The sequence below is a fragment of the Thioalkalivibrio nitratireducens DSM 14787 genome, from assembly GCF_000321415.2.
GTDB classification, from domain to species: Bacteria; Pseudomonadota; Gammaproteobacteria; order Ectothiorhodospirales; family Ectothiorhodospiraceae; genus Thioalkalivibrio; species Thioalkalivibrio nitratireducens.
The window spans coordinates 1,672,895-1,693,166 of the sequence record NC_019902.2; the positions used below are offsets into that span (position 1 = coordinate 1,672,895).

The following is a 20,272-nucleotide window of genomic DNA, read 5'->3' on the forward strand; positions in this document are numbered from 1 at the left end:
GACTGCAAGGGAAACGGCGGCTCCGGGGCCCAATCCGGTGCCTTGGCCCATCGAGGACAGCATTCCTCCGACCCATCGCCGGTACGTCGCTCCTGCCGGGGTCGCGGCAATGCCTCAGGCCGCCCCGGCTCGATGGCCAATCGGTGCTTCCATTCGTGAGGCCGCCAAGCCGCGTACGAACGCCCGGCTGCGCGGTCAGCGATCGGTGACCGAAAACACGGTGGTGGTACCGCCATCGGCCAGGATCCGTTCGACCCGCTCGCGCCAGAGGTGCCTAAACCTCTCCCGGGTCGCGGCATCGGCCGTTCCCGCCAGCACCGCCTGCATGGCCGGGCCAAGACCCGGATCGGGCGGGATCGCGGCCGGGTCATAGGACAGCGTGACCTTCTCACCGGTATCCACGCGCTCGAAACTGCAACGGAGTGCACCTTCCGAAGGGCGCCCGAATTCGAGCAGGCCCGCGCGCCGATGGCGCCCCCGCAGACCCAGGAAACCATTGCGCCCGGCAGCACCCGTCAGCAAGGTGAGGATCTGACTGAAGGGTCCGTTGGCCCCGCTATCCTCGGGGCCGTGCAGTGTGACCCGCAGCTCTCCGCGCAGGAACGGCGCGTTACCGTACAGCCGGCGGACGGCCTGGATCGCGGTCACGAAGGCGCCTGCAACGGTCGGGCAAGCGCTGCCCTATACCCACATCTAGTGCTGGACAAACGCCTGCCGGCCGGGTACCGTGCCGGGCATGTGGGAGCAGAGCCAGATCAAGCGCACGTTGAGCGCGCCGGCGAACCTGGCTCGGGTGCAGGCGCTGATCCGGGAAGCGCCGGAACTGCACCGCACCGCGCTGGCGGATCAGATCTGTACCACCTGGGGCTTCTTCGATGCGCGTGGGCGGCCGCAGCGGGCGGGCTGCTTGAAGGCGCTGCGGGCGCTGGAGCGCGCGGGCCGGATTACGCTGCCGCCTGCGTGCAGCAGCCCGGGGCGCGGGGGCCAGGGCCGGCGCCTGGGGGTGGCGGTGCCGGCACCCCAGGGAGTGGGCCGCGAGGTCACCGAGCTGGAGGGCCTGGCGCTGGTACGGGTGGACACGGCCGAGCACCGGGCGCTCTGGAATGAGCTGATGGCGCGCGAGCACCCGCGCGGCATGGGGCCGCTGGTGGGCGCGCAGCTGCGGTATCTGGTGGGTTCGGCGCAGGGCTGGCTGGGGGCGCTGGGGTTTGCGGCGTCGGCGTTGCAGTTGGCCGCACGCGATGCCTGGATCGGCTGGGATCCGGCGCTGCGGGAACGCCACCGACACCGTGTGGTGGGACTGAACCGGTTCCTGTTGCGTCCGGGCGTTTCCTGCCGGAACCTCGCGTCGTGGACGCTGGGTCGGGCGTTGCGGCGGCTGGGGGCTGACTTCGAGGCCTGCCATGGGTATCGTCCCTGGCTGGTGGAGACCTTCATCGAGCCTCCGCACACCGGGGTCAGCCTGCGGGCGTCGAACTGGCGTTTTGTGGGCGAGACCGGCGGGCGGGGGCGCCAGGACCGGGGCCACGCCGCGGCCGAGACCCGCAAGGCGATCTATCTCTATGAACTCGAACCCGATTGGCGCGCACGCTTGGGGTGGGTCCGGCACCGGCACGGGGCGACACACCGCTGGAACCCGCCGAGGGTCTGGATGCGCAGCAGTGGGCTGAACACGAGTTCGGGGGTGCGCCCTTGGGGGACAAGCGATTGACGAAACGGCTGGTGGACAGCGCCCGGCGCCAGGGGGAGGATCCGCTGCGCGCCTTTACCGCGGTGGCCCGCGACGACTGGGCGGCGGTGAAGGGCTACTACCGGCTGATCGACCAGCCGGAGGACTCCGACGTGACGCCGGAGCATATCCTGGCGCCGCATCGGGCGTGCACGCAGCGCCGGATGCAGGCGCAGGCAACGGTGCTGTGCCTGCAGGATGGCACCGATCTGAACTTCACCACCCGCCCGCAGACGCGCGGCGTCGGGGTCATCGGCCGCAACCAAACCGGTGCCGAGAGTCTGGGGCTGCATCTGCACTCGACGCTGGCGGTCAACGCCGACGGGCTGCCGCTGGGCGTGCTGCAAGCGCAGTTCGAGGCGCCGCAGCCGCGGGGCGACGCGGAACCGGCGCAGGAAGAGAAAAAGAGCTTCCGCTGGATCGCCGGTCTGCGCGATGCAGCGGCACTGGCGGCGACCCTCCCCAATACCCGGGTGATCAGTGTCGCCGACCGGGAGGCCGATGCGTTCGAGCTCTATGTCGAGCAGCAGCGTCACCCCGCGGTGGAGCTGGTGATCCGCGCCCAGCACAACCGCCGGCTTGCCGACGGGCGGCGCCTGTTCGAGGTCGCCCGGGCGACGGCGAGCCGCGGCTCGGTCGAACTCCCGGTCGATGGCCAGAGCCTGCGCACCAAGACCAGCAAGCGCCCCGAGCGCCTGGGCCGAGCGGCACGGACCGCGGAACTGGAACTGCGCTACACCCCGATCACGCTCCGTGGCACACCCGCCGATGCCGATCAGCCGGTCACCCTGGAACTGACCGTGGTGCACGCGCTGGAACGGGATCCGCCGAAAGGGGAAAAGCCGCTTGAGTGGTTCGTGCTCACCACCCTGACCGTCGCCTCGGCCGAACAGGCCGCCGAGATTCTGCGCTGGTACCGCCTGCGCTGGCGCATCGAGGACTGGCACCGGGTGCTGAAATCGGGTTGCAAGATCGACGAACTCGGCCATCACAGCGTCGAGCGCCTGGAACGCGCCATCGCGATCCGGCTGGTCATCGCCTGGCGGGTGATGCTGATGACCCTGCTGGGACGGGAGGCCCCGGAGCTGCCACCGGAACTGCTGTTCTCGGACGTCGAATTGCGGGTGCTCGGCGACTACGCCCAGTCCCGGCGCCGGCCTCGCCCCAGCAGCCTCCGGGCAGCTGTCCGCGAAGTCGCCATCCTCGGTGGGTACACCAACCGCAATCACGATCCGCCGCCTGGCCACCAGCTGATGTGGCACGGCTACGCCAAACTCACCACCATGTCCTTTGCCTACGCTTTACGAGATGAAATCGAATGACACCGCCCCGTATCGACTGGTCTGCGCAACTTGTGGGTAAAGGGCAGGGCAAGCGTGCCCCGCGAGACGCACCGCGTCATCGAAGCGATAGGTCCACGTGCCGTCCCCGACCCCGAGCAGGTGTGCGAGCGGGTCATGGACCGTCAGCGCCGGGCTGTCGCTGAAAAGAGCCTCGTCACGATCCGCGATCATCGATACTCCTTGCGCGATCACCGCTCTGGGCGGCGAACGTCAACCATCGGGGTTCACCTGCTCCGCGAAATTCGCCGGAACGTTGTTGAAGTATAATCCGCCACCCTGAGCAGCCACTTGACTGTGATCATTCACAACAAAGTGATTCCGCCATCATCGTCTGGCGCGGCAGGCGATCCTCGCGCCGACCGGGCACCGGAAACCCCTTCGGTCAGCGGGTCTCCTGCAGGAGCCACCCTGCTCGTGAACGCGCCGCAGGCGCGGGTGAGCCGGGTGCACCACCCTACGCCGATTCGCGTGCGCGGCACGCTCCTGATATCGATTCCATCGTAATCATCGGTACCAAGGAGCCTTTTTTTGGGTGCAGGTATGGGCCAGCCCCGAAGATTGCGTGGACCGCAATGCAATCCATGATGTCTACAGCCGAGGCCCTGCAGCCACGCCCGTTCAAGCTTGAGTTTTCCCACGGTATCCGGCACCTTGGACTTGCATTGCCACCACGTGGAAACCCGTCGAGATACCAGTGCAACCGGCAAGAGTACACTGGGCTCACCGAACTCGGGCAACCACTCACCGGTCGATTCGACAAAAACAAAAGCAGGTATGGAGGATGCCGATATGCCAAGTGAAATGAACGAGGTTCTAAACCCGCACAGCGTCACGCACGACTCGGATTTCAAGCATGCGCCGTCGGACTGGACACGCGAACAGGCGATCCAGAAAGCCAGAAGCGAGGGCCTGGAACTGACCGACGAGCATTGGGAAGTGATCCGCGCGCTGCAGGAATTCTACGATCGGCATCAGGACAACGTGATCCGGCTGCGCGAACTGCACGATGCCCTCGAGGAACGTTTCCACAGTCGGGGGGGAAGAAAGCATCTCTTCGATCTGTTGCCCGGAGGGCCCGTGGCACAGGGTTGCCGGTTCGCCGGACTGAAAGCGCCTTCAGGCAGCGAACAGCCGGCATTCGGCAGCGTTTCCTGATCCGCCGACGGGCCGCGCGCAGCCGGGTCTGCGCGTGGCCGGTCAACAGCCGGGCTGGGATGCCCGAACGGAGCACCGCTGACCGATCCCGGAGTCCCGCGGTCGCAATCGGGACTTCCGTACGTCCATCACCCCCATCAGTTCCCCAACTCCTCCCCGCCGCATATGGAAAGACCCATCTATCTCGATTACAACGCCACCACGCCGATCGCCCCGGAGGTCTTCGAGGCGATGGCGCCGTTCCTGACCGACCATTTCGGCAACCCCTCCTCCTCCCATCCGTACGGGAAACGGGCTGCCGAGGCGGTGGCCCGCGCACGGGGGGAAGTGGCCGCGCTGCTCGGGGCGGAGACGGACGAGATTGTCTTCGCCGGCTGCGCCACCGAGGCCAACAACCTCGCGCTGCGCGGGGTCGCGCGCGCATTGCGCGGCAAGGGACGACACCTGGTGACCTCGGCGGTCGAGCATCCCTCGGTGCTGGTCCCGTGCGAGCGGCTGCGCAGCGACGGCTGGGAAGTCACCGTGCTGCCGGTCGATGGCGACGGGCGGGTCGACCCCGACGAGCTCGCCCGAACCATCCGGCCGGACACGGTGCTGGTCTCGATCATGCTGGCCAACAACGAGACCGGCACTCTGCAACCCGTTGCCGCGCTCGCCCGTATCGCCCACGCCGCCGGAACGCTGTTTCATACCGACGCGGCACAGGCGGCCGGCAAGATCCCGGTGCGGGTCGACGAGCTGGGTATCGACCTGCTGACCCTGGCCGGTCACAAGTTCTACGCGCCGAAAGGCGTTGGCGCGCTTTACCTGCGCCGCGGTACACCGGTCGAACCGGTGCTGGTCGGCGCGGGGCAGGAGCATGGGCTGCGACCCGGCACCGAGAACACCCCGCACCTCGTCGCCATGGGTGCCGCCGCGCGGCTCGCCCGGGAGGGGTTGCACGATCTGTCCAGCCAACTGCGCAGCCTTCGCGACACACTGCACGGTGCGCTGCTGCAAGCGATCCCGGGCCTGCAGCTCAACGGCCATCTGCAGGAACGCCTGCCGAACACCCTGAATCTCTCGTTCCCCGGGGTCAGCGGACGCGACCTGCTCGCCGCCTGCCCCGGCCTCGCCGCGTCGGTCGGTTCGGCCTGCCACGAGGAAGGGGACGCGGTCAGCGGGGTGCTGGCGGCGTTGGGCTGCAACTCCCGGCGGGCGCGCGGCGCGGTGCGCGTCTCGCTGGGGCGCGGCAACGACCCCGCGCAGGTCGCAGCGGCGGCGCAGGCACTGATCGGAGCCTGGAATCTGCTGGCGAAAGGCAGCGACACCCGGTGACAGCGGCGGCGAATCCACGAGGGCACGCACCCGCGTACCCACCATGCCTGACTCGTGACCACACCAGGCACAGCCGTTGTGTCCGTAGCGCGGAAAAGCGCAGCGTCATCCGCCGGTCGGCGTGTACCGTTGCCCCGAAGGTCGACGCGGACCCCACCGCTCGAACGGCGGATGACGGCCTGCGGCCTGTTCCGCCCTACGCTTCAGCTGCCCCCCCCCCCCCACGCCACCGCGCTTTCATGATCGGGGGTGGCCCTCGCCATGAGAGTTAGCGCCCGGGGATTCAGGAGCGAAGGAACCCGATGAGTGCACTGCAACGCGTCGACCGTTTGGTGCCGGCGCTGTCCTGGCTACGTCGCTACGATCGGTCTTGGCTGCGCGGCGATCTCTCAGCGGGTGTCACCGTTGGCGTGATGCTGATCCCGCAGGGAATGGCCTATGCGATGCTCGCCGGCCTGCCGCCGATCTACGGTCTCTATGCCGCGCTGGTGCCGCTGCTGCTGTACGCCCTGCTCGGCACCTCGCGGCAGCTTGCGGTCGGTCCGGTGGCGATCGTGGCATTGATGGTCGCCGCGGGCGTCGGCACGCTCGCGGAACCGGGCACACCGGAGTACATCGGCCTCGCGATCCTGCTCGCGCTGATGGTCGGCGCGATCCAGCTCGCGATGGGGATGCTGCGCATGGGCTTCCTGGTCAACTTCCTGTCGCACCCGGTGGTCAGCGGCTTCACGTCGGCGGCAGCGCTGATCATCGGCCTGAGCCAGCTGCAGCACCTGTTCGGGGTATCCCCGCCGGGCGGCAACCAGGCGCACACGATCCTCTACCATCTGGCACTCCAGCTCCCGTCGGTCCACCTGCCGACGCTGCTGATCGGCTCCGCCTCGATCGCATTGCTGATCCTGCTGCGCCGGTGGCGCCGGACCTTTCCCGCCCAGATCGCGGTGGTGGCCGCCGCGGTCGCCCTGGTCTGGGGCTTCGGCCTGCACGAGGCGGGCGTGCGCATCGTCGGCACGGTGCCGGACGGACTGCCGTCATTCGCCATTCCCGACATCAGTGCCGAAACGCTGCGCGGCCTGCTCCCGATCGCGCTCGCGATCGCGTTGGTCGGCTTCATGGAATCGATCGCGGTGGCGAAGGCGATGGTGCGGCGCCACCGCGACTACCGGCTGGATGCGAACCAAGAGCTGATCGCGCTCGGCGGAGCGAATCTCGGTGGCGCGTTCTTCCAGTCGTTTCCGGTCACCGGCGGTTTCTCGCGAACCGCGGTGAACGACCAGGCCGGCGCGAAAACCGGGCTCGCGTCGATGGTCAGTGCCGCGATGATCGCCATCACGCTGCTGTTCCTGACCCCGCTGTTCACATTCCTGCCGACGGCCGTGCTGGCGGCGGTGATCCTGGTCGCGGTCGCCGGCCTGATCGACGTACAGGAAATGCGCTTCCTGTGGCGCGTGCGCCGCGAGGATTTTCTGATGCTCGCGACCACGTTCCTGGTCACGCTGTTCATCGGGATCGAGGAAGGCATTGCCACCGGCGTGCTGCTGTCGCTGGCGATGGTGATCTACCGCAGCACCCGACCGCACGTCGCCGTGCTCGGGCGCCTGCCCGGTACCGACACCTACAGGAACATCCGGCGCTTTCCCGAGGCCGAGCAGCGTGACGACCTGCTGATCGTTCGTTTCGACGCGCAGCTCTACTTCGCCAACGTCGAGTACTTCCAGGATACGCTGCGCCGCCTCGAACGCGAGAAGGCGAAGCCGCTGCGGCAGGTGATCATCGACGCCGCCAGCATGCCATCGATCGACGCGAGCGGCATCCATGCACTGACCGCGGTGATCGGAGACTATCGGCGCCGGGGTATCGCACTGGCACTCACCGGCGTACTGGGGCCGGTCCGGGACGCACTGGACCGCGCCGGCGTGGTCGAGTATCTCGGCGCGGAAAACTTCTACCTCGACGTGCCCGAAGCGATCGCCTGCAGCATCGACGGCGAACGCCGGGCGCGCAGGGATTACACATTGCAGCACTTCGGGTAAAGGCCTCTGGAAACCGGCGCTTGCGCTTGTCACCCGCGCGGCCCTCCGGGCGCCCGCGAACGGTGTGCGGCATAGGCTTTCGACTCGCCCCGGCGGGATCCGCCGAGCTGCGCTGCGTCAGCCCCGGCGGGGCTGTTCGACGACCCGCTCCGCGCCCATTGCCTGCAGCCTCGCCGCGATCCGGCGGACTTCTTCGGGCCGCGTCAGCGCGGGATCGACCGTGATCCGCATCTCGTGCGGCACGCCGCTTTCGATCAGCAGGCGCGCGCTTTGCCAAGCGGGTTCGCCGCTTCCAGGAACGCCGGTGATATCCGGGTAGCGATGCGCAAGCGCCTTGACGTCGAGGCCCACCCAGTCGACGCTGGGCAGCAGGGCCACCAGCCTGCGCGGGTAGATTCCGGCGCTGTGCAGGCCCACTTTGAACCCGAGCGCCCTGACGTCCTTGAGGGCATCGGCCAGCGCCACCTGAAGCGTCGGTTCACCTCCCGAAAACACCACTGCGTCGAGCAGACCACGCCGCCTCCGCAGGAACGCCAGCGCTTCCTCCCAGGGGACGGCGGCTTCGCCCCGCGGCGGCAACAACTCCGGGTTGTGGCAGTAGCGGCAGTGCCAGGGACAACCCTGGCAGAAGATCACCGCCGCCAGCTCACCCGGGTAATCGATGGTGGTCAGGGGGGTGATCCCCCCAACCCGCAGTTCACCCTTGCCCACGGGGCTCCTTGAAGAAGCGGCGCTCCCGGTGTTCCGACTGTTTGCCGGGGTTCCAGGCGGAGACCGGGCGGTGGTAACCCATCACGCGGGTCCAGACCTCGCAACGGGTGCGTTCCTCGGGTTTCAGCGTGCTCGTTTCAGTGGTGGACATGTCCGTCCTCCTTCTGTTTGCGGGTGATCAGTTCCTCGTCGCAGCGGGGGCAGAATTCGTGCTCGCCGCTCAGGTAACCGTGCACCGGGCAGATCGAGAAGGTCGGTGTCACGGTAATGTAGGGCAGGCGGAAATTTTCCAGCGCGCGTCGCACCAGGCGACGGCAGGCGTCGGGGCTCGAGATGCGCTCCCCCATGTAGAGGTGCAGCACGGTGCCGCCGGTGTACCTCGCCTGCAGTGCCTCCTGCCGTTCCAGCGCCTCGAAGGGATCGTCGGTGAAGCCGGCCGGCAGTTGCGAGGAATTGGTGTAATAGGACCTGTCGCCCGTGCCCGCCTGCAGGATATTCGGCCAGCGCTTGCGGTCCTCCCGGGCGAAGCGGTAGGTGGTGCCTTCCGCCGGGGTTGCCTCCAAGTTGTAGAGGTGGCCGGTCTGCTCCTGGAACTCGCCCATGCGGGCGCGGACGTGGTCGAGCAGGCGCAGCGCGAACGCGTGCCCGCCGGGGGTGGTGATGTCTTCGGCATCATCGGTGAAATTGCGGATCATCTCGTGGATGCCGTTGACGCCGAGGGTGGAGAAGTGGTTGCGCAAGGTGCCGAGGTACCGCTTGGTATACGGAAAGAGCCCGGCATCCATGTGCCGCTGGATCACCTTGCGCTTGAGCTCCAGGCTGTCGCGGCCCAGAGCCAGCAGGCGGTCGAGCGCACGCAGGAGTGCCGCCTCGTCGCCCCTGTGCCGGTAGCCGAGACGGGCGCAGTTGATCGTCACGACACCGAGCGAGCCGGTCTGCTCCGCCGAGCCGAACAGGCCATTGCCGCGCTTGAGCAGCTCGCGCAGATCGAGCTGGAGGCGGCAGCACATGGAGCGCACCATGTGGGGCGAAAGCTCGGAGTTCACGAAATTCTGAAAGTACGGGAGCCCGTACCTGGCGGTCATCGCGAACAGCCGCTCGGCGTTCTCGCTCTCCCACGGGAAATCGGGGGTGATGTTGTAGGTGGGAATCGGAAAGGTGAACACCCTGCCCTTGGCATCGCCCTCGGTCATGACTTCGATGTAGGCGCGGTTGATGAGATCCATCTCGTGCTGAAGCTCGCCGTAGGTGAACGGCATCGCCTCGCCCCCGATCACCGGCACCTGTTCGCGCAGATCCTCCGGGCAGACCCAGTCGAAGGTGAGGTTGGTGAAGGGGGTTTGTGTGCCCCAGCGCGACGGGACGTTGAGGTTATAGATGAGTTCCTGGATGTACTGGCGCACCTGCGGATAGTCCAGGCCATCCTTGCGCACGAACGGGGCCATGTAGGTATCGAAGGAGCTGAACGCCTGGGCGCCGGCCCACTCGTTCTGCAGCGTGCCGAGAAAGTTGACGATCTGCCCCACGGCGCTGGACATGTGACGCGGCGGCCCCGCCTCCACCTTGCCGGGCACGCCATTCAGCCCCTCGTGCAGCAGGGTGCGCAGCGACCAGCCGGCGCAGTAGCCGGAGAGCATGTCGAGGTCGTGGATATGGAGGTCGCCGTCGCGGTGCGCCTGGCCGATCTCCGGCGGGTACACGTGGTTCAGCCAGTAGTTGGCGATCATCTTGCCGGCGCTGTTGAGGATCAGGCCGCCGAGGGAGTAGCCCTGGTTGGCGTTGGCCGCCACGCGCCAATCGTCGCGGTCCAGGTATTCGTTCACTGCCAGCGCGACGTCCACCAGCGTCTTGCGATCCTGGCGCAGGCGCGCGTGCTGCTCGCGGTAGACGATATAGGCGCGGGCGGTGTTCAGATGGTTGGCGCTGATCAGCGCCTGCTCGACGATGTTCTGGATGCGTTCGATGCCGGGTTCCCGGTCACCGGTGTGGGCCAGCACCTTCAGCACTTGGGCGGTGAGCAGGGCTGCCTCGGGCGCGTCGAACTCGCCGGTCGCGCGGCCCGCCTTGAGCATCGCGGCCTGGATGCGATCCGCGTCGAAGGGCGCGCGGCTGCCGTCGCGTTTGCGGATCGTGTCGGGAACGGCGGTAGGCAGCGGATAAGCGGATGCCGCGGGAACGGCCGCCGGTGCTGTGGTGGTTTCGGTGTGCATGGCGCCTCCTGATTCTTGCCGGACCGGTCGGGCCATCGCGTGTCGTGTATGCGGGGGCGAGGATCGGCACAGTGCCAGAAAGCGCGCCCCCGAGACCCTTGACGCGAAGGCTTCGGATACTGCCCGTGCGATGACGGGCCCTCCTCGGCAGGTATTCGGACTTGGGGGCGCGTTACTGCGAACACCTACGGCCGCGGCTTCCCACCCGCCCATGGTTCTGGCAGGCAGTGCCTGGTGACCAACCACCTGGCGGCCTTCGTTCCCCCACACCGCTGCGCGACAGTTCCGGATCCACGCCGGATTCCCTGTTGCCACAACCACAAGCCTTAGTGGTCACACCGAAGACGACATACAACATATACCCCACCCCCTGGAAGTGCAAGGGGGCCTGGCGTACCCTGGGCCTCGGCCATCGCGGCTGCGTGCGCCGCACCGATCGGGGTCTTCCCAGCGCCGCGTTACAGGCAGCCCTTGAAGAACGTGCGGTCAACGCTGCGCTCCAGCAGGTCCATGCGCACGGGCTGCACCACGCCCTACCGCAACTGCCCGCTGACACGCACCCGCTTGCCGTAGGCCTGGTCCACGTCGACGTCGCGAATGGCCGTGCCCTCGCCGTAACTGAGCGCGAGCGCCTCACCGTTCTCCAGCAGCCGCACCGAGGCATCCACATGGCGCAGTGGGCAGTCCTGCACCGTCAGGGTCTGCGCACAGGGCGCGCCGACGAGCCAACCTTCCCATTGCACGATCGTTTCCGCCGAAAGCGCGACGGCGGGCACGGCCAGCAGGGCAAAGGCGATCGCCAGCGCATTCCCGCTCCGGTTGCTGGCGGTGGGCTGGATCATCACATGCCTCCGCGGATGCTCGCCTTGAACTCGTCCAGCGCGGTGCGGATCTCCATCAATCGCCCTTCCTGCTCCTGTCGGACCGTCCAAAGATCCGGAAGAGGTACCCACCGGCGTTGAGCCCCGGGAATGGGTGGCTACGCCGGTCCCGCGTGAGGAAGATTCGGTGCCCTCCACGCCCTCGGCAGACGCGACGCTCTGGATGCAGCGTGTGGCGCGAAGTCTGGCCGGTTACTATTTTCAAACGATCGCACTGGTATCAGGAAAATGCCGAGAACGACCGCAAGCCCCCAGGTGACGAGCCTGGCCCTGATGTCGTCCGCGCACGCCGCTTCCTTCATTTCGCGGTAAGCAACAGAACACCCGCGCGGCATGCTCGTCGCTTAGGTTCGCCCCCGCGGCGAAACGCCGCGCAGGGTGACCGAGTGGTAGGTTACTTGGCTGAAGCCACGCACCGGAACGAACCCGGGTGCGCGGCGATTGCCAGCGACCTTCCTACCATGGCACCCTCGCGAGAGCCGAAGCGGCGGTTGGGCCCCTTTATCCGCCAGGGTCAGACCGCCGAACCCCGCGCAAGCACGCAGCATTCCGAGCAACCCGCCCTGGCGACCTGTAAACCGAGTTCAAGCCAAGGATACTGCGATGCCCGATCCCGACGTCCGTTGGAGGCAACGCCTCGCGAACTACCGCAGGGCGCTCGCGCAGTTGAATGCCGCTGTGGATCTGGCGCAGTCGCGTGAGCTGTCGGACCTGGAACGCCACGGCCTCATCCAGGCCTTCGAGTTCACGCACGAACTGGCCTGGAACGTGATGAAAGATTACTTCGCCTACCAGGGGAACCCCGCGATCACCGGTTCGCGTGATGCGGTCCGGGAGGTCTTCAGCCGGGGACTGATCGAGGACGGCGAGGGCTGGATGGAGATGATCCAAAGCCGCAACCAGACGACGCACACCTACAATGACAAGGTCGCCGCTGCCATCGCGTCACGAATTCGGGGTCGCTACCGGCCGCTGTTTCAGCAGTTCCTGGAGCGCATGGAAGCCCTCGATCCCGACGCATCGTGAGCGAGTCGAGCGCGCACCCGTTTGGCCTGCCCCCCCGGGTCATCGAGCGCCTGCGCGGTGTGTTCGCGGGATGGCCGCAAATCGAGCGTGCCGTGCTCTACGGTTCGCGCGCCAAGGGCATCCACCGCAATGGTTCCGACATCGACCTCTGCCTGGTGGGTGAGCAGTTACGCGTTTCCGATCTGCTGAAGATCAACGACGAGATCGACGATCTCCTGCTCCCGTGGAAAGTGGATCTTTCGCTCAGACACATGATCGACAATCCAGACCTGCTTGAACACATCGGGCGCGTGGGCGTCGCGCTGTACGAACGCTCATGAGCTTGTAGTTGTACGCGTCGCTTGGCCCGGCAAAGCGCCATGGCCCTGGGCACCCCCCGTCATGACGGAATGGGCCGGCCCGGACCAATCCTCCGGGACCATTTCCTGACCTGATTATCACGAAACCTCCGCAGCGAGTGCGACGCCGTGCGGCATCGGTCATCATTGCGAGCGTAGCGCGGCACTAATGCGCATAGCGCATTGAACAGCCGCAGGCTGGCCCGAAGGGCGAGCGCAGCGAGTAATCCAGGCGGCGCGGGGAGGACTAATACCGTTTGGATCGCCACGTTGCTTCGCGCCTCGCGATGACGGTGGTTTCGATGACGGCCCGTTCCAATTTGCGGAGCTTCCCTGATAATCAGGTTTCCTGAAATCCGCTACTGCCGGCAAGTGCGCTGGACAGTACGCTGTCCGGTTCCATTTTCTGCAAGAGCCTGAGGCTTTCCACCAACGTTTCCCGATCGCTGTACCCGGAGATGAATCCCGCCTCCCAGACACCCTCCCCGCTCAGGTACAGCGTATCCCCAGTGAACAGATAGCGCTTGCCTTGGGCCGATCTCACGAGGAAGCAGGTGCTACCCGGCGTGTGCCCAGGAGTGGGGATCACCTCGATATCACCCAGATACATCTCGCGCTTGTCGAATAGAATGTCTGGTGCACAAACACGGGCGAACTCCGACTGCTCAAGAACGTGACCGCCCAACCTGGCGCCAAAGCGCTCCCGGATCAACCGCAGCGTGTCCCCCAGCTCGTCCCGATGGCTCAAGAACTGATACGCCACACCGCCCAGTTCCGCCATCCTGTCGATTTCGTGTTGGTGGCCGGTATTGTAGAAAAGCACGTTACCGTCATCCCGGATCAGCAGGTAGGCATGAGTGGTGAGCCCCGGCACCGGGCATTCAACCTCCGTTTCCCACAAATCCGGTTGGATCTGTTTCATCGTTCCCGCCTTTCCTGGGTCCTTGCCTTCAATCCAGAGGCCGCATGTCGAACCCTGGTCCTTGAGCACCGGCAGAATCGTGCGCGGCCTGCGCTCAACGCGCGGGTCATCAGGGGTGCCGCGCCGCGCTTCTAGGTCGCGACGCGGCCCGCCTCCGACCCGAGGTAGCTGTGGAACACGCCGGTCGGATCATGCTTCGCGCGCAGCGCCGCCAACCGCGCCCAGACTGGCGGCGCGAAGGCCCGCTGGCTGTGATCGGGCCCGACGGCCAGATTGCACTCGTTGATGTAGTAGCCGAGCAGGTTCGGCGCGAAACGCTCGGCCACATCGGCCAGCCAGCCGCGGTTCTCCGCTTCGGACGCGGGATCATCCCAGACAGAGTAGACCAGCAGCGCCACCGGACCGACCATCGAGAAGGCAGTGTCGGGGAACGGCACGCCCTCCGGCAGCGGCGGCAGCACAACCGCGAGCATCGAGCTGCGCGGCGACGGCGCGGCGGCCAGTCCGGCCGCAGCACGGTCAAACAGGTCCGCCGGATCGCCGTGCAGCCACAGCGCCTCGGCGGCAATGGGAGCTCCGGCGGGCAGCACACGGTCTATGATCGCGTACAGCGAATCCCAGGTTTCGTCCTTGTGCAGCTCGCTGTGCAGCACGGGCAGGGGGAAGCTGTCCAGCGCGGACAGGCCCGCCCCCGCGTCCTCGTCGCTGTCGCCGAACGAGCAGCCGGCGACCACGATGACGTTCCTGGTCACCCCGGCTAGCGGCGGAGGGGCTGCGGCCACCATGGACAGAAGCTCCGTAGAGCGACGCAGCGTCGGCACGGTCTGTGCCATCCACGCGCCGACTTCGGCGGCATGTTCGGCGGAGACCAGCAGAGTGCTGCTGCGCAAGACCGCGGGGTGCGTCTGCAGCGCTACCGTGAATCCTGTCACCACGCCGAAGAACCCTCCCCCGGCGCCGCGAGCGGCCCAGTACAGCTCATCGTGATGGTTCGCGTCGGCCGTCAGCAGCCTGCCGTCGGCGGTGACGGCCTCCACCGCCAGCACGCTCCAGCAGGCAATGCCCCACTGCGCGGTGTTCCAGCCGATGCCGCCGCCAAGCAGGTAGCCGCCCAGCGTCACGCTGGCGCAGTGGCCCGCCGGGAAGGCCAAGCCGACGGCGTTCAGCTGCTTCACCAGATCGCCTTTGGGCAGCGCCGGCCCGACCCGTGCGGTGCGGCCCTGCACGTCGATCTCGCAGTGGTCGAAGGCGCTCATGTCCAGCACAGTGCCGCCGTCGCGGACAACGGTGCCGGAGAAGTGGTGCCCGCCGCTGCGCACGGCAATCTTCAGCCCGTTCTCGCGGGCGAAGTTGACCGCGGCGAGCACATCGTCTGTGTCCTGCGGAGTGACGATGAAATCCGGAAACCGCTGGGGCTTGAGCCCATTCCATACCAGCGCCCGACGGGTGGCTTCGTACTCGGCGTCGGTGCGCGCAAGCACGCGGCCCTTCACAGCATTTGTGCTCAGACGCGCTTGACGGTGACCGACCGGAGCGGAAGCGAAGGGGGCGAGCTGTCAAACGCCGTCTGAAGCACATTGTTCGGCTTTCCTTAGTTAGTTATTGCTCGTCCCGCAATATATTCATCGCCCCGTGAAGCACTGCAAGAACATCAACCTGATCAGCCCTGATATGGTAGATAATCCTGAATGGATCAGAGAACACTTCCCTTATCTGCTCCAGGTCGTATTCTGGCACGCGACGCCCTGACAACGGGAACGCACCGATCTGCTGGGATTTTCTTGTAATCTGATCAACCGTCCGCAGGGCATAGGTTTCAGAATCCTGTGCAATATACGCATATATCGCGTCCAGATGTGCCTCGGCCGCTTCGGTCCAATGCACTTTCATTCAGGCAATCCGTATTTTCTCCTTACCTCTGCGACATCCTTTGTTTTTCCGGCAATACTGTCGCTTAGTCCCTTTTCAATGGCTTCGCGCACGTATATTTCACGCATCAGGTCATCCCACGTCGCATCGGCAGGCAATTGATCCACCAGCTTATGGGCTTCGTCTTTACTGATCTTCGTGGACATCTTTATTGTCCTCCATATTGCAAATAATCCCCGCTATGCTTCTAGCCGAACGACAAAGCTCAGCCGATGCGAAACCACGCAGCGGTTGAGCAGTCGGCTGGAGCGCCTTGTGTACGCCCGACATGGGCATGAACTGATGGGGTGAAAGTCCCCTGTAGGAGTACCTGTAGTGTCCGAAATATGGACGAATGTAACTACTAGCCGACGGCAAGGGCAAACCCGTGAGGGGATGTCTGAAGGAAGCCCGAGCGCAAAGGTGCGAGCCGACGGACAGAAATCGCATAGAAGGCTCAGTCCCCGGGCGAGTCAGCACAAGATGACGAAGCCGCCAGGTGCAGGGGATAGGGTAAATGCGGCGGTTGTGCACTGAAAGTTCATGTCCTTATTCGGGGAGGTCTGCCCGGCTTGCGGCCGGGGTGTGTCACGGGAGCCGGACTGAGGCCCGCGGCGAAAGCCGCGGAACCGCCACCGGACCCTACCGCACGCCTCCGGCAGCGCGATTGGCTGCGCCGCCGGGTACGCATGTGCTACTGGAAACAGTGGCGCTACGTGCGCACCAAGGTCCGCAATCTGCTCGCCTTGGGGACGTTCAAACGCCAGGCGATCCTGACGGCGCTCAGCAGCAAAAGCTACTGGCACTTGTCGCGGACGCTGGCGACACAGAGCGGAATGACGAATGAGTGGCTGCACCGCCAAGGACTGATCAGCGTCCGCGATCTGTGGATGAAGGCCCATGGTTACGCTTGATCTCCCGTGTGCTTCGTTCTCATGAACCGCCCGGTGCGTACCCGCATGCCGGGTGGTGTGGGGAGGGCGGGCTAGACGCCCGCCCTTACCCGATTGGGCCCAGCCAGCGATCATGCTTTGTATGGGACCAAGAAGCGAAATACCGACTCGGCATACTGATCGGGTGCCATTGTCACTCCTTCGTGGGCCTGGCCGGATAACGCATCTATACTCGCATCAGAAAGGACTGCCGCAAGGGTATCGGTGACAAATTTATCTCGAGGACTTTCGGTCCCCACCTGGAGCAGCACTGGAAAGTGAAGTCCCTGAAATCGCTCGGCGTGGAAGATGTAGCTGCTGAGTGCGCGCAATTCTTCCAGCGAGGCCTCCGCATCAGCCACGATAGGCGGCCAGTGTTCCGTAGCCCGGAGTTCGTCCAGTTCCTCCACCGGGATCGAGAATGTTTCGTGGAAGAATGTGACTGGCAGTTCGTGCCATTTTCCTAGCTGTGCCAGTTCCTCAAGCCGCGCAAGCGTGTCGCTGCGGATGATATTTGGCCATGGAGGCTCGTAAAGGACCAACTTGCGGATGCGGTCCGGAACGTTAGCCGCCCCGCCGAGCGCAACCTGCGCGCCGTAGGAGTGGCCAAGGAGGAAGATTGGTTCTTCGATCGACTCGATCAGTGCACTGACATCGCGGCTTTCGTCTTCCACAGCATGACCTTTGGTCGCGTCCGTCTCACCGCGACCACGGCGAGCCAAAGCGTACACCGTAAACTTCTTCTCGAAGAACGGCTTTACGAACTCCCAGTTCGTCCTGTGATCACTGAAGCTGCCATGCACAAGTACCAAGGGCGGACCACTGCCGTACCTGTCGTAGGAAACGCGCGTGCCGCCTGGTGAAGTAATGTGCTGCATGACTTACCCCCTAAACGCTCGTCTGCGCCCAACGCCACCGCTTAGGGCGCGCCGCTTGCGGCGCGTCCCCTGCAGCGGTTTATTGGACGAAGCCGCTTCGCGGAGAAGGGCGGCTCCGCCGGGTGAAATCTAGAATGCAGCCTCACCCCCCTCATCGCTGAGGGGCCGTTCCAGCAAGAACCGTGAGGCTGCACGACCATGAGACCAGCAACCCCGTCCGACTTCAACCGGCTGTACGAGACCCACCTCAAGCCCCTCAAGCTCAAGGGCTTCCGCCGGGCGCGGAACTACGGCTTCCTGCACCCCAACCGTAAACGCTTGATCCACCTGTTGTAGGTACTGCTCAAGTGGCGCCCCGTGCCAATGCCGGCGCCCGTGCGTGCGCGCCTCGCCCTGGCCTGTCCCTGCTGCGGCGGGAACATGAAGATCCTGCGCACCCGCATCTCCCCGCACGAGGGCTATACCCGCATCCAGGATGCCGTCGCCGGAGCTGCGGGAATGTAAACGCCTTCGCCAGCACGGATCCCCTCGGCGTTCGGTGCCTTCGAGCCGAGGGGTGCGCGCGCCCGAAAAACGGCCGTCACCGCGCCAAATCCCCGGTCTTGGCGCCCGCCTTGCCGGAACAACGGACCGATGAACCCTCGAGCGCGCCCGTGACACGCTGACCATCGGCAGCGACACCCGCCCGCCGAAAAGCTGTTTTCCGAACCCCCGCCACTTCCCTTTGAACCGGGCTTGTCCAACAAACGGCTCAGATCGTGGCTCGCTTCGCTCACACGATCTAGCCTTATTCGTTGGGTATCATGCCTTCAGACCGGCAATTGGCCTAATAGATACTTCTAGTTCGTACTCGGCTAGGGCTACGTCCGGCAACCCGGCGCAGGCCAAGCGCAGATCTTCGCTGATATCTTTTGCCACGATCACGCCTCTGACCTTCTGGCCTTCATCGGCTTGGTTCATTTTGATCCAGTTTATGTATCTGAGAATCTGGCCAACAACTCGATCATAGCCCTTCGATACTTTTAGCTCGATGACGACGTAATCTCCAGATGCGTCAACCGCGAGCAGATCGATGAATCGACCGCCCACAGGAAACTCGACGCCGGTTATACCCTCATCCGTATACAACGAGAGGCCTGGCTCGAGAAGGTGAAGATTCCTCGCCAAGAAATCTCGAAGGTCATGTTCGTACGCGAACTCGCCGGTTCCCTCTGCTGGCGATTCAACTGGTTCCTCCGGAACTGGGGTAGACTCGGAGATTGGCGTGGGGTCGCGCCCTGGCTCGTAGAGACGAAACGTACTGCTATCGATCTTGAAGAAGTGATCATCGGCCCCGTCAGCACGCACACTGTATTGCAACCTCGTGGGGACATTGGTGGAAAGCCGCACCAGATGGGCAGCAACTGTTCCTTGCTTGATCTTTGGATAATTCTCGGCAAACCACTGAACCACTTGTTCCCGCGTGAAAGTGTCGCCAGGAGATATCCCCAACGCCGGAATCATTTCCTGCATCAGAATTCGTACTGGCTTGTCATACATTGCTGGCACTATGTGCCCTCCTGTGATGCCCAACGCAGAGCGCACCGGTGGCCTTTTTGAAGCAACGCGGAGAAAAGGCCATCCGCGTGGCGCGTCTTGTTATAGGTGTCTCGGTCAATCTTCAATGAAGAAGTCCGTATCCACTTTTTGGACTTCGTACACCGCCACAAAACTCACACCCACACCATGATCAATCATTAGCTGGACTAAATCGGTGCCGTCAATCAAAACCACTTTGGGGTCAATCTGCCCAACGTAGTCTAAAGCTTCTTTTGAAAACCGGCTGGTGGTAATGAAAACTCCCTTCTTGGCACGCTGCCCGTGAAGCGCGCCGACGAACTTTTGGATCTCTGGTCTGCCGACAACAGCCTCCCACCGCTTGGCCTGCAAATAGATTGCATCCAAGCCCAAGCGATCTTCTTTGATGACACCATCAATACCTTCATCTGCGGTTTTCCTTGTGGCTTTGCCAGCCTCTTTAACAGAGCCGCCATAACCCATTGCAACAATGAGATGGACGACCAGTTTCTCGAAAAATTCCGGCGTATTGCCTTTAATCAGATGAAGCAGCTCATTTGCCACTTCATCTCTCAACTGCTGATAGGCTTGCTCTAATGTTTCTTCAGGCGTCGCAGATGACGGCTCGCTCTCAGTAGTGTGGGTAACCTTCTCGGTTCTGTTCTTGCTGCTCGCCTGCCGAAATTCCTGAAACTCTTCGAACCGCTCTAGGTACTTGATGTCAATTTTATCAGGTGCTTCAGCAAGAATTTTTTGGCCTCGCTCAGAAATATGAAAGCGCCCCCGCTTTGGTGACTCCAGGACTCCTGCTTGTGTGAGATAGACTTTTGCCCATGCCACGCGATTTGCAAATGTCTTTTGCCGACCACTTGGCAGCCTTTCCCGTAGATCCTCTTCGGAAAGTCTCATTACGTTCGCGAGTCCGTCACGAGCTTCTTGCATCGTATGCTCTTCCCCATCAGCGGAAAACTTGAGCAATGGCAACATCAATGATTGAAAGTCAGGTACAGCCAAGAGGTACTCCCACTTTTTTTTACCTATAACAGATTAGCGTTTATCCGGCGTGCGCAGCATTGCGGATAAACGGCTGTTGGACTGGGCCGCCCATGGGCTGGCACACACGTTCATGTAAAGGGGATCCTGATTATCACGGAAGCTCCGCAAGCTGGACTGGGCCATCTTCGAAACCAGCGTCATCGCGAGGAGCGAAGCGACGTGGCGATCCAGAGGGCGATGGTCCCCCCCCCGCGCCGCCTGGATTACTCGCTGCGCTCGCCCTTCGGGCCAGCCTGCGGCTGTTCAATGCGCTATGCGCATTAGTGCCGCGCTTCG

22 protein-coding genes and 1 riboswitch are annotated in these 20,272 nt (G+C 64.4%); of the genes, 9 read left to right on the top strand and 13 right to left on the bottom strand.

All coding sequences use genetic code 11. The features are described from left to right. Positions 1 to 195: 195 nt before the first annotated feature. Positions 196 to 648: a hypothetical protein gene (locus tag TVNIR_RS07870; protein WP_015258464.1), complete on the bottom strand. Its 453-nt coding sequence runs from the start codon at positions 646 to 648 to the stop codon at positions 196 to 198. Between the two features lie 88 nt (positions 649 to 736). Between TVNIR_RS07870 and TVNIR_RS20605 the strand changes: the two genes are divergently transcribed. Then, positions 737 to 1,711, top strand: a complete 975-nt coding sequence (locus tag TVNIR_RS20605; RefSeq protein ID WP_015258465.1) for a Druantia anti-phage system protein DruA — start codon at positions 737 to 739, stop codon at positions 1,709 to 1,711. Next, positions 1,708 to 3,051, top strand: a complete 1,344-nt coding sequence (locus tag TVNIR_RS20610) for an IS4 family transposase (RefSeq protein WP_052316628.1) — start codon at positions 1,708 to 1,710, stop codon at positions 3,049 to 3,051. Before TVNIR_RS20605 ends, TVNIR_RS20610 begins: the two co-directional genes overlap by 4 nt. On the opposite strand, the gene TVNIR_RS07885 is transcribed toward TVNIR_RS20610, so the two are convergent. Continuing rightward, positions 3,031 to 3,243 (bottom strand): hypothetical protein, encoded by a 213-nt coding sequence (locus TVNIR_RS07885; protein ID WP_043739514.1) that lies wholly within the window; start codon positions 3,241 to 3,243, stop codon positions 3,031 to 3,033. The two genes, TVNIR_RS20610 and TVNIR_RS07885, sit on opposite strands and share 21 nt — an antisense overlap. A gap of 453 nt (positions 3,244 to 3,696) precedes the next feature. On the opposite strand from TVNIR_RS07885, the gene TVNIR_RS07890 reads away from it, so the two are divergent. The 3 genes from TVNIR_RS07890 (at position 3,697) to TVNIR_RS07900 (ending at position 7,577) form a co-directional block, all read left to right on the top strand. Beyond that, positions 3,697 to 4,227 (top strand): TusE/DsrC/DsvC family sulfur relay protein, encoded by a 531-nt coding sequence (locus tag TVNIR_RS07890; RefSeq protein WP_335338125.1) that lies wholly within the window; start codon positions 3,697 to 3,699, stop codon positions 4,225 to 4,227. 165 nt (positions 4,228 to 4,392) lie between these two features. Then, complete coding sequence (locus TVNIR_RS07895) at positions 4,393 to 5,544, top strand: cysteine desulfurase family protein (protein ID WP_015258468.1); 1,152 nt, start codon at positions 4,393 to 4,395, stop codon at positions 5,542 to 5,544. Positions 5,545 to 5,846: 302 nt separating this feature from the next. Next, positions 5,847 to 7,577 (top strand): SulP family inorganic anion transporter, encoded by a 1,731-nt coding sequence (locus tag TVNIR_RS07900; RefSeq protein ID WP_015258470.1) that lies wholly within the window; start codon positions 5,847 to 5,849, stop codon positions 7,575 to 7,577. Between the two features lie 117 nt (positions 7,578 to 7,694). On the opposite strand, the gene TVNIR_RS07905 is transcribed toward TVNIR_RS07900, so the two are convergent. The 4 genes from TVNIR_RS07905 to TVNIR_RS07915 all read right to left on the bottom strand — a co-directional run bounded on the left by TVNIR_RS07905 (position 7,695) and on the right by TVNIR_RS07915 (position 11,340). Further along, complete coding sequence (locus TVNIR_RS07905) at positions 7,695 to 8,288, bottom strand: anaerobic ribonucleoside-triphosphate reductase activating protein (protein ID WP_015258471.1); 594 nt, start codon at positions 8,286 to 8,288, stop codon at positions 7,695 to 7,697. Then, positions 8,275 to 8,439 carry an anaerobic ribonucleoside-triphosphate reductase gene (gene nrdD, locus TVNIR_RS20960; RefSeq protein WP_015258472.1) on the bottom strand — a complete coding sequence of 55 codons (165 nt, stop codon included), beginning with the start codon at positions 8,437 to 8,439 and terminating at the stop codon, positions 8,275 to 8,277. Before nrdD ends, TVNIR_RS07905 begins: the two co-directional genes overlap by 14 nt. After that, positions 8,426 to 10,498: a ribonucleoside triphosphate reductase gene (locus TVNIR_RS07910; protein WP_015258473.1), complete on the bottom strand. Its 2,073-nt coding sequence runs from the start codon at positions 10,496 to 10,498 to the stop codon at positions 8,426 to 8,428. Before TVNIR_RS07910 ends, nrdD begins: the two co-directional genes overlap by 14 nt. Positions 10,499 to 10,627: 129 nt before the next feature. Continuing rightward, positions 10,628 to 10,856, bottom strand: a riboswitch (cobalamin riboswitch). Between the two features lie 175 nt (positions 10,857 to 11,031). Continuing rightward, entirely contained in the window at positions 11,032 to 11,340 is a 309-nt protein-coding gene (locus tag TVNIR_RS07915) for a hypothetical protein (RefSeq protein WP_015258474.1), read from the bottom strand. A gap of 642 nt (positions 11,341 to 11,982) precedes the next feature. Here TVNIR_RS07915 and TVNIR_RS07920 point away from each other — a divergent pair. Continuing rightward, complete coding sequence (locus TVNIR_RS07920; protein WP_015258475.1) at positions 11,983 to 12,405, top strand: nucleotidyltransferase substrate binding protein; 423 nt, start codon at positions 11,983 to 11,985, stop codon at positions 12,403 to 12,405. Beyond that, on the top strand, positions 12,399 to 12,725 hold the full coding sequence (locus TVNIR_RS07925; protein ID WP_211263188.1) for a nucleotidyltransferase domain-containing protein: 327 nt from the start codon (positions 12,399 to 12,401) through the stop codon (positions 12,723 to 12,725). The genes TVNIR_RS07920 and TVNIR_RS07925 overlap by 7 nt, the downstream gene beginning before the upstream one ends. A gap of 358 nt (positions 12,726 to 13,083) precedes the next feature. Here the strand turns inward: TVNIR_RS07925 and TVNIR_RS07930 are convergent, their stop codons facing one another. The 4 genes from TVNIR_RS07930 to TVNIR_RS18980 form a co-directional block, all read right to left on the bottom strand. Then, positions 13,084 to 13,665 (bottom strand): MBL fold metallo-hydrolase, encoded by a 582-nt coding sequence (locus tag TVNIR_RS07930; RefSeq protein ID WP_015258477.1) that lies wholly within the window; start codon positions 13,663 to 13,665, stop codon positions 13,084 to 13,086. A 131-nt stretch (positions 13,666 to 13,796) separates the two neighbouring features. Next, complete coding sequence (locus tag TVNIR_RS07935) at positions 13,797 to 15,146, bottom strand: FAD-binding oxidoreductase (RefSeq protein ID WP_169794294.1); 1,350 nt, start codon at positions 15,144 to 15,146, stop codon at positions 13,797 to 13,799. A gap of 118 nt (positions 15,147 to 15,264) precedes the next feature. After that, positions 15,265 to 15,555, bottom strand: a complete 291-nt coding sequence (locus tag TVNIR_RS07940; protein ID WP_043739515.1) for a type II toxin-antitoxin system RelE/ParE family toxin — start codon at positions 15,553 to 15,555, stop codon at positions 15,265 to 15,267. Next, positions 15,552 to 15,740: a hypothetical protein gene (locus TVNIR_RS18980; RefSeq protein ID WP_043739516.1), complete on the bottom strand. Its 189-nt coding sequence runs from the start codon at positions 15,738 to 15,740 to the stop codon at positions 15,552 to 15,554. Before TVNIR_RS18980 ends, TVNIR_RS07940 begins: the two co-directional genes overlap by 4 nt. A gap of 522 nt (positions 15,741 to 16,262) precedes the next feature. Here TVNIR_RS18980 and TVNIR_RS07945 point away from each other — a divergent pair. Further along, a complete protein-coding gene (locus TVNIR_RS07945) occupies positions 16,263 to 16,487 on the top strand; it encodes a hypothetical protein (RefSeq protein ID WP_015258480.1) in 225 nt (74 codons plus the stop codon). 110 nt (positions 16,488 to 16,597) lie between these two features. Here the strand turns inward: TVNIR_RS07945 and TVNIR_RS07950 are convergent, their stop codons facing one another. Further along, positions 16,598 to 17,383, bottom strand: a complete 786-nt coding sequence (locus tag TVNIR_RS07950) for an alpha/beta fold hydrolase (protein WP_043739517.1) — start codon at positions 17,381 to 17,383, stop codon at positions 16,598 to 16,600. Between the two features lie 198 nt (positions 17,384 to 17,581). On the opposite strand from TVNIR_RS07950, the gene TVNIR_RS21255 reads away from it, so the two are divergent. After that, a complete protein-coding gene (locus tag TVNIR_RS21255; RefSeq protein ID WP_015258481.1) occupies positions 17,582 to 17,719 on the top strand; it encodes a hypothetical protein in 138 nt (45 codons plus the stop codon). Positions 17,720 to 18,184: 465 nt separating this feature from the next. Here TVNIR_RS21255 and TVNIR_RS07955 read toward each other — a convergent pair whose 3' ends face one another. After that, the gene (locus TVNIR_RS07955) at positions 18,185 to 18,922 is read right to left on the bottom strand and encodes an endonuclease NucS domain-containing protein (protein WP_043739518.1); all 738 of its coding nucleotides are present in this window, start codon (positions 18,920 to 18,922) and stop codon (positions 18,185 to 18,187) included. Positions 18,923 to 19,036: 114 nt separating this feature from the next. Continuing rightward, the gene (locus TVNIR_RS07960) at positions 19,037 to 19,954 is read right to left on the bottom strand and encodes a restriction endonuclease (RefSeq protein ID WP_043739519.1); all 918 of its coding nucleotides are present in this window, start codon (positions 19,952 to 19,954) and stop codon (positions 19,037 to 19,039) included. Between the last annotated feature and the right edge of the window lie 318 nt (positions 19,955 to 20,272).